Origin of the sequence: Rhodococcus gordoniae (genome assembly GCF_001646655.1) — a bacterium.
Lineage (GTDB): Bacteria > Actinomycetota > Actinomycetes > Mycobacteriales > Mycobacteriaceae > Rhodococcus > Rhodococcus gordoniae.
On record NZ_LPZN01000018.1, the window covers coordinates 142,032 to 153,462 of the forward strand.

The 11,431-nt window shown below is 70.3% G+C and carries 12 protein-coding genes; 6 read left to right on the plus strand and 6 right to left on the minus strand.

Annotated features, from left to right (window positions below; translation table 11 throughout):
- Window positions 1–8 precede the first annotated feature (8 nt).
- Entirely contained in the window at window positions 9–1,007 is a 999-nt protein-coding gene (locus A8G18_RS10900) for a C40 family peptidase (RefSeq protein ID WP_064063868.1), read from the minus strand.
- Entirely contained in the window at window positions 1,004–1,339 is a 336-nt protein-coding gene (locus A8G18_RS10905) for a type VII secretion target (protein ID WP_084421706.1), read from the minus strand. Before A8G18_RS10905 ends, A8G18_RS10900 begins: the two co-directional genes overlap by 4 nt.
- Window positions 1,340–1,452: 113 nt before the next feature.
- Between A8G18_RS10905 and upp the strand changes: the two genes are divergently transcribed.
- Both upp and A8G18_RS10915 read left to right on the plus strand, forming a co-directional pair.
- Window positions 1,453–2,076 (plus strand): uracil phosphoribosyltransferase, encoded by a 624-nt coding sequence (gene upp, locus A8G18_RS10910; protein ID WP_016933796.1) that lies wholly within the window; start codon window positions 1,453–1,455, stop codon window positions 2,074–2,076.
- A gap of 218 nt (window positions 2,077–2,294) precedes the next feature.
- On the plus strand, window positions 2,295–2,942 hold the full coding sequence (locus A8G18_RS10915; RefSeq protein WP_016933795.1) for an MspA family porin: 648 nt from the start codon (window positions 2,295–2,297) through the stop codon (window positions 2,940–2,942).
- Between the two features lie 21 nt (window positions 2,943–2,963).
- Here A8G18_RS10915 and A8G18_RS10920 read toward each other — a convergent pair whose 3' ends face one another.
- Together A8G18_RS10920 and A8G18_RS10925 are read right to left on the minus strand one after the other, a co-directional pair.
- On the minus strand, window positions 2,964–4,463 hold the full coding sequence (locus A8G18_RS10920; RefSeq protein ID WP_064063870.1) for a phospho-sugar mutase: 1,500 nt from the start codon (window positions 4,461–4,463) through the stop codon (window positions 2,964–2,966).
- The gene (locus tag A8G18_RS10925; RefSeq protein ID WP_064063871.1) at window positions 4,460–5,272 is read right to left on the minus strand and encodes a purine-nucleoside phosphorylase; all 813 of its coding nucleotides are present in this window, start codon (window positions 5,270–5,272) and stop codon (window positions 4,460–4,462) included. Before A8G18_RS10925 ends, A8G18_RS10920 begins: the two co-directional genes overlap by 4 nt.
- A gap of 66 nt (window positions 5,273–5,338) precedes the next feature.
- Between A8G18_RS10925 and A8G18_RS10930 the strand changes: the two genes are divergently transcribed.
- The 3 genes from A8G18_RS10930 (at window position 5,339) to A8G18_RS10940 (ending at window position 8,454) form a co-directional block, all read left to right on the plus strand.
- Entirely contained in the window at window positions 5,339–6,037 is a 699-nt protein-coding gene (locus tag A8G18_RS10930) for an enoyl-CoA hydratase/isomerase family protein (RefSeq protein ID WP_064063890.1), read from the plus strand.
- A gap of 102 nt (window positions 6,038–6,139) precedes the next feature.
- Window positions 6,140–7,300 carry a M20 family metallopeptidase gene (locus A8G18_RS10935; protein WP_064063872.1) on the plus strand — a complete coding sequence of 387 codons (1,161 nt, stop codon included), beginning with the start codon at window positions 6,140–6,142 and terminating at the stop codon, window positions 7,298–7,300.
- Window positions 7,297–8,454: a M20 family metallopeptidase gene (locus A8G18_RS10940; RefSeq protein ID WP_016933250.1), complete on the plus strand. Its 1,158-nt coding sequence runs from the start codon at window positions 7,297–7,299 to the stop codon at window positions 8,452–8,454. Before A8G18_RS10935 ends, A8G18_RS10940 begins: the two co-directional genes overlap by 4 nt.
- 51 nt (window positions 8,455–8,505) lie before the next feature.
- On the opposite strand, the gene A8G18_RS10945 is transcribed toward A8G18_RS10940, so the two are convergent.
- Complete coding sequence (locus A8G18_RS10945) at window positions 8,506–8,976, minus strand: gamma-glutamylcyclotransferase family protein (RefSeq protein ID WP_016933249.1); 471 nt, start codon at window positions 8,974–8,976, stop codon at window positions 8,506–8,508.
- Between the two features lie 190 nt (window positions 8,977–9,166).
- On the opposite strand from A8G18_RS10945, the gene A8G18_RS10950 reads away from it, so the two are divergent.
- On the plus strand, window positions 9,167–10,564 hold the full coding sequence (locus A8G18_RS10950) for an NAD(P)H-quinone dehydrogenase (protein WP_064063873.1): 1,398 nt from the start codon (window positions 9,167–9,169) through the stop codon (window positions 10,562–10,564).
- A 39-nt stretch (window positions 10,565–10,603) separates the two neighbouring features.
- Here A8G18_RS10950 and A8G18_RS10955 read toward each other — a convergent pair.
- Window positions 10,604–11,431, minus strand: an 828-nt coding sequence (locus A8G18_RS10955; RefSeq protein ID WP_245207841.1) for an FGGY family carbohydrate kinase, incomplete at its 5' end; no start/stop codon positions are given.

Here is an 11,431-nt window from a genome sequence, read left to right on the forward strand (position 1 = left end):
TGCCGGCATCAGCCGGAGGTGGGCCGGTAGACACCCTGGAACGCCATCGCGCCGTTCGTGGTGCGTATCGGCGTCACCGCGACGGGGTCGCCGGCCTCGACCATCATGCCGTTGCCCACCACCATCGCCACGTGCCCGTCCCATACGACGAGGTCTCCGGGCAGGGCGGTTGCAGGATCCACCCGCGTGCCGACGTCCTGTTCCTGGGCCAACCGGGGCAACTCCAGGCCCGCCTGTGCGTAGGCGTACTGCGTCAGGCCGCTGCAGTCGAGTCCGGATCCGGGGGTCGTGCCACCCCAGACGTACGGCGTGCCCTGTTCTGCGAGGGCATGGCGCACGGCTGCCGCGGCGGTCTCGTTCGGCGCCCGGCTGATGCTGCCGTCCGGAAGCCGGACCTCGACGCCGCCGGAGGATCCTCCACCGAAGGTATGCAACGCCCGTGGATCGCCGGCGGCCGATGGATCGGCACTGCGAGGGTCGCCGGGTGCGGTGCCGGGGGACGAGGGGGCCGGCGGGAGGAGCGCGGTCGCCCGATCGGTCAGCTCCGCGAGCGTGCCGGTCACCCGCGTCAGCACGTCCAGCCCGGCGACGAGATGATCGATCGCCACGGCGAGGAGCGCGAGCTGTCCCTGCGGGAGAGCGGTCGCGGGTGCTGCCTGCTCGGCATAGGTGACGAACGAGTCGACGAGACGAGCCAGTTCGGCCGCACCGGTGAGCGCCGTGACCGTGGCCTCGAGCGCGATCCCGGCGAGCGCCACACCACGATCGGCCGCCGCGAGCACGTCGGTGAGCACCTGCTCGGCACTCGCGATCGCCTGCGAGGCGGCCGGACCGCACCAGCTCCAGGCGAGCTCCGCGACGGCGTTGCGACCGACCGCGTGCACCTCCTCGGCCCACTGCGCGCCGATACGGATCATCTCGCCCGGGTCGATCCCGGGCGGCACCGCGGTGCCGAACGCCCCGAGCAGGTCGGTCAGCGGCGCGAGGAGCAGGTCGCCTGCGATCACAGCTCCTCCGAGAGGGCGCCCAGCCGGGTGGCGGTCTCGGTGGTGGTCCGTTCGTAGGCGTCCGCGGAGGCCGTCGCGGCGTCCCCCATACCGCCGAGCAGGCCGCCGAGCCGGTCGAGATCGCGTGCGTGGGCCGTGTGGGTCGCGGTGAGCGCGGCGAGGACCGGCGCGCCGATCGGTCCCAGTACGGCGCTCAGCGTCGAGGGATCGCCGTGACGCGTCCTGTCGGCGGCGTCGTGGAGGCGCGCGGCCAGAGCCGCAGCCTCGTCACCGAACCTCCTGACAGCGGTCGTGTCGATCCGTATCGCGTCCCTGTCGCAGTACTCGGTCATATCGTCGCCTCTCGCGTCGCTCCTGTGGGATTCGGCACCTCCGGGAGGGTTCCGTCCCTGTCGGGTTCGACGCACCCGCAGGCCGGTCGGTTCCGTCGTTCTATTCTTCGGACATGGATTCGCTCGTCGTCGACCACCCGCTCGCTGCTTCGCTCCTGACCGTTCTCCGCGACGAACGCAGCGACAACGCTGCCTTCCGGCACGCGTTGAGCCGACTCACCCAGATGCTCGTCTACGAGGCGGTGCGCGATGCGCCCATCGCGACGTTCGAGGTCAGGACGCCGGTCGCCGTGACGACCGGAGTGCGGCTGCAGCAGCCGCCGTTGCTCGTCCCGGTCCTGCGCGCCGGCCTCGGCATGGTCGAGCAGGCCCACGCCCTCATTCCTCAGGCCCAGGTCGGTTTCGTCGGACTCGCTCGCGACGAGAAGACCTTCGAGCCGGTGCCCTATCTGGAGTCGCTGCCGGAGGACCTGTCGGGTCTTCCGGTCTTCGTTCTCGATCCGATGCTCGCGACCGGCGGGTCGATGGTGCACACCCTCGACATCCTCGCCCAGCGCGGAGCCACCGATATCACCGCGATCTGTGTGGTCGCGGCGCCGCAGGGGGTGGAGGCTCTCGCCTCGTCGGGTCATCCGGTCCGGTTGGTCACGGCGTCGGTCGACGAAGGTCTCGACGAGGACAGATACATCGTGCCGGGTCTCGGTGATGCGGGGGACAGGCAGTTCGGACCGCGATGACGCCGGATCGTCCGTTGCCGGTGTGACTGGTGGTACGGATGTGACATCGGACCGCTGTCATCTCGTTATCGAAAAAGAACCCGACGGTCTCGGTTGTTCCATACGCTCGGTGGGCTCCGTGTGAAGTCCACTGTGTAGGTAGAGCCAGAGATGGGGTCGGCGGAATGGCAAAGTTTTTCTCTCGCACACTGATTCGTGAAAGTGCCAGGGTCGCTTCGGTGGGCGCGGTGGCCGTCCTCGCCGCGGTGACGAGTCACGGTACGGCTGCGGCCGCCGTCGACAACTCGCGCATCCTCCCGCTGGACGGAGGGCACGCGATCGAAGTGATCCAGGCCGACACCTCGACACAGTCGGTGCCGCCGCTCGACAGCTCACCGCTGAGTGTCGAGTTCTTCCACGACGAGGTTGCGACCGTTCGGATCACCGGTCCGAACGCGGCGAACTTCGCCGGGACGGCGGTGGAGGTCGGTTTCCAGGTCGGCTACCCGGTCGCGCTGCCGGGGGCGACCGTCACCGTCGTCACCCCGAGCCTGTCGTGGGGCGTGGAGAACGGTGCGGCCATCGGCCTCACGCTCGACAGTGAAGGTGGGGCCTCGCTCGATCTCGGCTTGGAGTCGGGGGGTTCGCTCAGCGGCGACATCATCCCGTCCCAGGAGATCGAGATCCCGCTCGAGCCCGGCGGCATCACCTCCGTCCCGATCGTGGAGGACTTCCGGTTCGACGGCAGCTCGACGACCATCCGGATCGCCGGCGTGCACGGTTCGGTCTCGGGAGCCATCGGTCCGGTGATGATCCGGCCGTACCTGAAGGCCGTCACCGCAGACCGGAACACCGTCGTGACCTACGGTGTGCCACAGCAGGTCTGACCGGGCCGGACCGGACGGGGATCAGAGGATCTCGTCACCGAGCGAGGCCGCCCATCCGCGCAGGGCGTCGAGTATCGTCTCCGCGGCCGGGCGGTCCCGCTCCGCGACCACCTCCAGGTAGACCTTGAGCTTCGGTTCGGTGCCCGAGGGGCGCACCACCACGCGCACCCTCGGCCCGTCCGCGACGTCCTCGCGACTCTCGAAGACGAGAGCGTCGGTGTGCATCGGTCCGGGGCTCTCGGCGAGGTCGATCGCGGTCACCGGTAGACCCGCAAGAGTCGCCGGCGGCGCTGATCTCAACCGCGTCATCACGGTGCCGATGTGCCGTAGGTCGTCCACGCGGATCGACACCTGACCGCCGACGTGGACTCCGAGTTCGCGATGCAGGTCGTCGAGTGCGTCGGTGAGGGTCCGGCCGGCCTGCTTCAGCTCCGCGGCGTAGTCGGCGGTCACCACGGCCGTCGCGATGCCGTCCTTGTCGCGCACCGCCTCCGGGTCCACGCAGTGCCCGATCGCTTCCTCGTAGGCGTAGACGAGACCGTCGCCGGCGCGGGCCAGCCATTTGAATCCCGTGAGTGTCTGCGCGTACCGCGCGCCGCGCGCGGCCGCGAGCCGGCCCAGCATGGTCGACGAGACTACGGTGGTCGCGACCAGCGATCCGGGCGGTGACGACGCGAGGATGCGGTCGCCGAGCAGAACTCCGGTCTCGTCGCCGCGAAACATCGTCCACCCCTGCGGGGTCGGGACCCCGACGGCGCACCGGTCGGCGTCGGGATCGAGGGCGAGGGCGAGGTCGGCGTCGACCTCCGCTGCCAGCGCGAGGAGAGCGTCGGTCGCACCGGCTTCCTCGGGGTTGGGAAAGGCGACGGTGGGAAACGCCGGATCCGGCGCGAACTGGGACGGCACCACGTGGATGTCGTCGAATCCCGCGGCGCGCAGCGCCGCGACCGCCGTCTCACCGCCGACACCGTGCAGGGCCGTCAGGGCGATACGCACCGCTCGGTGCGGAGAGCGGGGGAGCGACGCGACCCGGGCGAGATAACGATCGACGAGTTCGTCGCCCGACGGCGCGACCGGCACCCGGGGCACGGTCGCGGCATCACCGATGGCGTCGATCGCCGCTTCGATCTCGCGGTCGGCCGGTGCGGCCAGCTGCGCCCCGTCCGCGAGGTAGACCTTGTAGCCGTTGTCGGCGGCGGGATTGTGCGACGCCGTGATCTGCACTCCTGCAACGGCGCCCAGTGCCCGCACTGCGAAGGCGGTCACCGGGGTGGGGAGCGGCCGCCCGAGTGCGACGACGTCGAAACCGGCTGCGGTGAGGACTTCTGCGGCGGCGGTGTGGAATTCCGCGGAGCCCGTGCGGGCGTCGCGACCGACGACGACGGTGCCGCCGCCCTGTCCGTTCGCCTCGAGCCACGCCGCGAGCCCGGCGGTGGTGCGGACGACGACGGGCACGTTCATACAGTCCGGCCCGTCACCCACCGGGCCGCGCAGACCGGCGGTGCCGAAGCGCAACGTCACAGCCGGGCCGCCAGATCGCGCAGGAGATCGCCCATCCGGGTCGCGGCCGCACGGCCCGCGGCGAGCACCTCGAGGTGGTCGAGGGGAGCGCCGGTGATGCCGGCCGCGGCGTTGGTCACCAGCGAGACCGCGAGCACCCGTGCTCCGGCCGCGCGGGCCGCGATGGTCTCGTGGACCGTGGACATGCCGACGAGGTCGGCGCCGAGCGTGCGCAACATCCGGATCTCCGCCGGTGTCTCGTAGTGGGGGCCGGGAAGACCGGCGTAGATCCCTTCGGCCAGCGACGGATCGATCTCCCGGGCGAGGGCGCGCAGCTCCGTCGAGTAGGCGTCGACGAGATCGACGAACTGGGCGCCGACCAGAGGGGAGCGGCCGGTGAGGTTGAGATGGTCGGAGATGAGAACGGGCTGACCGACGGAGAACTCGGGGTCGATCCCGCCCGCCGCATTGGTGAGGACGACGGTGCGGGCACCCGCCGCGACCGCCGTGCGCACGGGATGGACGACACGGGCGAGGTCGTGTCCCTCGTAGGCGTGGATCCGGCCCGCGAGGACGAGGACCGCGTTGTCGCCGGCGCGCACCGAGTGGATGTTCCCGGCATGTCCTTCCGCCGTCGGCGGCGCGAATCCGGGCAGCTCGCTCATCGGGATCGTGGCGACGGGGATGCCGAAACTCTCGACCGCGGCCCGCCAGCCGGAGCCGAGGACGACGGCGACGGGGTGTTCGGCCACTCCCGTCCGTTCGGCGAGTGCGGCGGCTGCGGCATCGGCGGCCGCGGCGGGGTCGAAGACGTGATCGGGTGCTCCCATGGCATCGGACCCTAATCGCTCACAGCATGTTACTCGCGGGTAAGGAGGCGCGGTATGCTGACGTGCATGCCTTACCTCGAACGTGACGGCGACGTCTTCGTCCTGCATCTCGGTGACCGTGACGTGGACGGCTCCGAGAACCGGTTCCACCCGGATCGCCTCGCCGCGATCCATCCCCTCCTCGACGAGGTGGAGGCGCACGACGGTCCCACGGCCCTCGTGACCGCGGCGACCGGCAAGTTCTGGAGCAACGGACTCGACGTCGACTGGGTCGGCGCGAACCTGCCGGACCTGCCGACCTATCTGGACTCGGTCCACGATCTCTACGTGCGGCTCCTCACCTTCCCCGCAGCGACGGTCGCGGCCGTCCAGGGGCACGCCTTCGGTGCCGGTGCGATGCTCGCGCTCGTGCACGACTTCCGGGTGATGCGCGCCGACCGCGGGTACTGGTGCCTGCCGGAAGTGCAACTGAACATGCCGTTCACCGTCGGGATGTCCGCCCTGATCCGCTCGCGCCTGCCGATCCAGACGGCCGTGGAGGCCATCACCACCGGTCGCCGCTACGGCGGGGACGACGCCGTGACCGCGGGCATCGCCGAGCAGGCCGTGGGCGGCGACGGCGTGCTCGCCGCCGCAGTCGAGCGGGCCGCAGCGCTCACCGCCACCCGCGGGCCGAATCTGGCGGGTATCAAGCGCGGACTGCACGCACCGCTGATCTCGGCACTGGAGATCCGGACCGACCCGTCGAACTTCCGGCTGGGCTGATCGCGGCCGGGCACGCTGCCGAACCGACACGGCCGGGAAGCTGCCGAACCGGTCGCACGCGCCGATCGATCGGGGCGCGGTGAGCATGACAGACTGGTCCCCGTGACGACCGAATACGCCACAGCCATCGAGGCTGCCTCCGACACCCTCGTCGGCCTGTCGCATTCGATCCACGCCGAACCGGAACTCGCCTTCGAGGAACACCGGAGCGCCGCGAAGATCGTCGAGGTGCTGCGCGCCCACGATTTCGATGTGACGACCGGCATCGCCGACCTGCCCACCGCCTTCGACGCGCGGTTCGGGAGCGGCGAACTCGTCCTCGCATTCTGCGCCGAGTACGACGCGCTGCCGGGAATCGGGCACGCGTGCGGCCACAACATCATCGCGGCGTCGGCCGTGGGTGCCGGGATCGGGCTCGCCGCGCTCGCCGACGAACTCGGCGTGACCGTGCGCGTCATCGGAACACCCGCGGAGGAGACCGGTGGCGGCAAGGTCCTCATGCTCGAGCGCGGCGTCTTCGACGGCGTCGGTGCGGCGATGATGGTGCACCCCGGCCCGTTCGACATCACGGGCGCGACGTCGCTCGCCCTCGCCGACATCGCCGTCGAATACGACGGCCGGGAGGCGCACGCCTCCGCCGCGCCCGAGTACGGGCTCAACGCCGCCGACGCGGCGACCGTCGCTCAGGTCGCGGTCGGTCTGCTCCGACAGCACCTGCATCCCGGGCAGCAGATCCACGGGATCGTCGCGCAGGGCGGAACCGCGCCGAACATCGTGCCGAGCCACACCGAACTGCTGTATTACCTGCGAGCGGGCACGAGCGAACTCCTCGACGACCTCGTCGAACGCTCGCGAAACTGCTTCGCCGCCGGTGCGCTGGCCACCGGATGCAACCACCGGATCCGGACCGTGTCGCCGACCTATGCCGAACTCACTCCCGACCCGTGGCTGGTGCAGGCATATCGTGAGGAGATCATCGGTCTCGGGCGCCGGCCGCTGCCCGTCGAGGAGGAAGGAGCGCGCCCCCTGGGCAGTACCGACATGGGAAACGTGACGAACGTGGTGCCGGGAATCCATCCGGTCATCGGACTCGACTCCGGTGGCGCGGTGACACATCAGGCGGCGTTCGCGGCCGCCTGTGTCACCGAGTCCGCCGATCGGGCAGTACTCGACGGAGCGCGCGCGCTCGCAGCGACCGCCGTGCGCGCGGCGACCGATCAGGTCCACCGGGCACGCCTCCTCGAACGGGTCGGGCGCCGATGAACCCGTACGTGGAGAAGTGGTTGGCCCGTCATACCGAGGATCTCTCGCTCTGGCGCCGTCACATCCATGCGAATCCCGAGCTCGCCCGGCAGGAGTACGCCACCACCGAGTTCGTCGCGAAGCACCTGCGCGCGGCAGGACTGGAACCGAAGGTTCTCCCTCGCGGCACCGGCCTGATCTGTGATCTGGGCCCGTCGGACGGACCGCGGATCGCTCTGCGCGCCGATCTGGACGCGCTGCCGCTGCAGGAGACCACCGGGCTGCCGTTCGAGTCGACCGTCCCCGGCGTCTCGCACGCGTGCGGGCACGACGCCCACACGACGGTGGTGCTCGGTGCGGGGCTGGCTCTCGCCTCGATGCCCGAACTGCCGGTCGGTGTCCGGCTGATCTTCCAGCCCGCGGAGGAGGTCATGCCCGGCGGGGCGATCGACGTCGTCGCGGCCGGCGGTCTCGACGGGGTCTCACGCATCTTCGCGCTGCACTGCGACCCGCGCCTCGAGGCGGGCAAGGTGGGGATGCGGGTCGGGGCGATCACCTCCGCGGCCGACACCGTCGAACTCGTCCTCGACTCGCCCGGGGGGCACACCTCGCGGCCGCACCTGACCGGCGATCTCGTCTACGGTCTCGGCGCCGTCATCACCGGTCTTCCCGGCATGCTCAGCCGCCGCATCGATCCGCGCACCGGCACCGTCATGGTGTGGGGCACGGTCAGCGCCGGAAAGGCCCCCAATGCGATCCCGCGCACCGGCATGCTGGCGGGCACCGTCCGCACCGGCGACCACGACACCTGGCAGCTGCTCGAACCGATGGTCCGCGAAATCGTGCACGGCCTGCTCGCGCCGACCGGTGTCAGCTACGAACTGAACTACCGCCGTGGTGTCCCGCCAGTGGTCAACGACGAGGGGTCGGCGCGCATGTTCGAGGACGCGATCCGCGCGACCGGTCCCGACGCTCTGGCGGATACCCCGCAATCCGGTGGGGGAGAAGACTTCTCGTGGTATCTCGAACACGTCCCCGGCGCGATGGGCCGGCTCGGGGTGTGGCCGGGGGTCGGGCCCGAACTCGACATCCACCAGCCCACCTTCGATCTCGACGAGCGGGCACTCGCCGTGGGCGTGCGGGTGATGACGAATCTGGTGCTGGGCGCAGGGTGAGAGCGCGTCGCGGATGATCCCGGCGCGTACCGCCGGGATCTCCCGTCCCCTCTAGAAGCTGTCGGGTCGTCCCGGTCCGACGTTGCGGCTGTTGCGGGTCCGCAGATCCCGTACGTAGTCGGAGGGAGCTCCGGCGATCTCGGCCGCATCGGCCATCACGCCCAGATAGCGTGCCGACGGCAGCCCGCCCTCGTATCCGTCCACGACGTACAGCCAGGCGAGGACCGGGCCGTCGGCGGTGTCGACGCGCACGCGGATCTTGCGGTGGAACCCGAGTTCGGCTCCCTCCCACCGATCGAGACTGCGCTCGTCGTCCTCCGGCACGTCGTAGAGCACGACGAACACCTTCGAGTCCGAATCCTCGACGACGGTCGCGAGGGCGCCCTCCCAGCCGATGTCGGCGCCGGCGAAGGTCAGCCGCCAACCGTGCAACCAGCCGGTTCCCGCCATCGGCGAATGCGGGCAGCGCGTCAGCATCTGCTCGGGATGCATGTTGGACCCGTAGGCGGCGTAGATCGGCACGAGGATAAGGCTAACCCGTCGTCCGCCGGAGTCGTCGGAGGGGCAGTGGAGCGCCGTTGTGTGCCGGGTCGACCGGTCCCTGTGCGCGAGGCGGGGGCATTGGCATAGCGTTGAGGCCGACGTGTGTGCCCACCAGGCGCTCACGTGCAGCCCGACCCGGCACCCTTCGGAATCGATACAGAGGAGAACAATGACCCGGATCGTGATCATCGGCGGCGGCCCCGCAGGATACGAGGCGGCGCTGGTGGCATCCCAGTACGGCGCGACGGTGTCACTGATCGATTCGGACGGGATCGGCGGCGCCTGCGTGCTCTTCGACTGTGTTCCCTCCAAGACCTTCATCGCCTCGACCGGCGTGCGCACCGACATGCGCCGCGCCGCCGACCTGGGCATCGAACTCGAACGCGCCGAAGTGTCGCTGCCGCAGGTCCACGGCCGTGTGAAGAGCCTGGCCCGCGCGCAGTCCGCCGACATCCGCACCAAGCTCGAGGCCGCCGGGGTCACCCTGTTCTCCGGTTACGGCGAGCTCGTCGACGCGCAGCCCGGCATGGCCGCTCACCAGGTGCGCGCCAAGCTGCTCACCGGAGAGGAGAAGGTGCTCGACGCCGACGTCGTCCTGATCGCGACCGGTGCGCGCCCGCGCATCCTGCCGGGCGCGGAACCGGACGGTGAGCGGATTCTCACCTGGCGTCAGCTCTACGACCTCGAGAAGCTGCCCGAGCACCTCGTCGTGGTCGGGTCGGGTGTCACCGGCGCCGAGTTCGTCTCCGCCTACACCGAGGTCGGAGTGCGGGTCACCGTCGTCTCGAGCCGCGACCGGATCCTGCCGCACGAGGACGAGGACGCGGCCCTCGTGCTCGAGGACGTCCTCACCGAGCGCGGTGTGACCCTCGTCAAGCACGCCCGCGCCGACCGGGTCGAACGCACGGAGGACGGCGTCCGCGTGCTTCTCGCCGACGGCCGGATCGTCGAGGGCAGTCACGTGCTGATGACCGTCGGCTCGGTGCCGAACACCCGGGATCTCGGTCTCGACAAGGTCGGGCTCGAACTCGACCGGGGCGGCTACCTTCCCGTCGACCGGGTCTCCCGCACCGCCGTCCCCGGCATCTACGCCGCGGGCGACTGCACCGGACTGTTGCCGCTCGCGTCGGTCGCGGCCATGCAGGGCCGCATTGCGATCTATCACGCGCTCGGTGAGGGTGTGAGCCCGATCAAACTGAAAACTGTTGCAGCAGCAGTGTTCACGCGTCCCGAGATCGCCGCTGTCGGTGTCGGTCAGGCGACGATCGACAAGGGCGAGGTACCCGCACGCACCGTGATGCTCCCGCTCAACACCAACCCGCGCGCCAAGATGTCCGGTCTGCGGCGCGGTTTCGTGAAGATCTTCTGCCGCCCCGCGACCGGCGTGGTCATCGGCGGCGTGGTGGTCGCACCGACCGCCTCGGAGCTGATCCTGCCCATCGCGCTGGCGGTGCAGAACAACCTGTCGGTCAACGACCTCGCGCAGACCTTCTCGGTCTACCCCTCGCTGAGTGGATCGGTGACCGAGGCCGCCCGTCAGTTGATGCGCCACGACGACCTGGACTAGATGCCGGACGGGGCGGGATCCGTGCGGATCCCGCCCCGGTCAGGCCCAGTCGTAGGTGCGTTCGACCGCCTTGTTCCATTCGCCGAACAGGCGTTCGCGTTCGTCGACGGGCATCGCGGGTTCCCACGTGCGGTCCGCGGCCCAGTTGCGGCGGATCTCCTCCTCGTTCTCCCAGAAACCCACGGCGAGCCCGGCCGCGTAGGCGGCTCCGAGCGCGGTGGTCTCCGCGACCGTGGGCCGCACGACCGGGACGCCGAGGATGTCGGACTGGAACTGCATGAGCAGGTCGTTGGCCACCATGCCGCCGTCGACCTTGAGGGTGCGCAGATCGACACCGGAGTCGGCGTTCATGGCCTCGATGACCTCCCGGGTCTGGTAGGCCGTCGCCTCGAGGGCCGCGCGTGCGAGGTGGCCCTTCTCGACGAAGCGTGTCAGGCCCGCGATGACACCCCGCGCGTCGGGACGCCAACGTGGCGCGAACAATCCCGAGAAGGCCGGCACGAAATACGCTCCGCCGTTGTCGGGGACGCTCGCGGCGAGGGTTTCGATCTCGCCGGCGGAGCGGATGAGCCCGAGATTGTCGCGCAGCCACTGCACCAGCGAACCGGTCACGGCCACCGAACCTTCGAGGGCGTAGACCGCGGGGGCGTCACCGATGCGATAGCACACGGTGGTGAGCAGGCCGTGTTCGCTGCGGACCGGGGTCGTGCCGGTGTTGAGCAGCAGGAAGTTGCCGGTGCCGTAAGTGTTCTTCGCTTCGCCGGGGGACAGGCAGCCCTGGCCGAAGGTCGCGGCCTGCTGGTCGCCGAGGATGCCTGCGATCGGGACCCCCGCGAGCGGTCCGCGTTCGCGGGCGCGCCCGTACAC

Excerpts from the sequence above, each read along its gene's own strand:
- upp (WP_016933796.1), top strand. The coding sequence starts at position 1,453 with ATGGATTCGCTCGTCGTCGACCACCCGCTCGCTGCTTCGCTCCTGACC.
- A8G18_RS10930 (WP_064063890.1), top strand. The coding sequence starts at position 5,339 with ATGCCTTACCTCGAACGTGACGGCGACGTCTTCGTCCTGCATCTCGGT.
- A8G18_RS10925 (WP_064063871.1), bottom strand. The coding sequence starts at position 5,272 with ATGGGAGCACCCGATCACGTCTTCGACCCCGCCGCGGCCGCCGATGCC.
- A8G18_RS10950 (WP_064063873.1), top strand. The coding sequence starts at position 9,167 with ATGACCCGGATCGTGATCATCGGCGGCGGCCCCGCAGGATACGAGGCG.
- A8G18_RS10940 (WP_016933250.1), top strand. The coding sequence starts at position 7,297 with ATGAACCCGTACGTGGAGAAGTGGTTGGCCCGTCATACCGAGGATCTC.
- A8G18_RS10905 (WP_084421706.1), bottom strand. The coding sequence starts at position 1,339 with ATGACCGAGTACTGCGACAGGGACGCGATACGGATCGACACGACCGCT.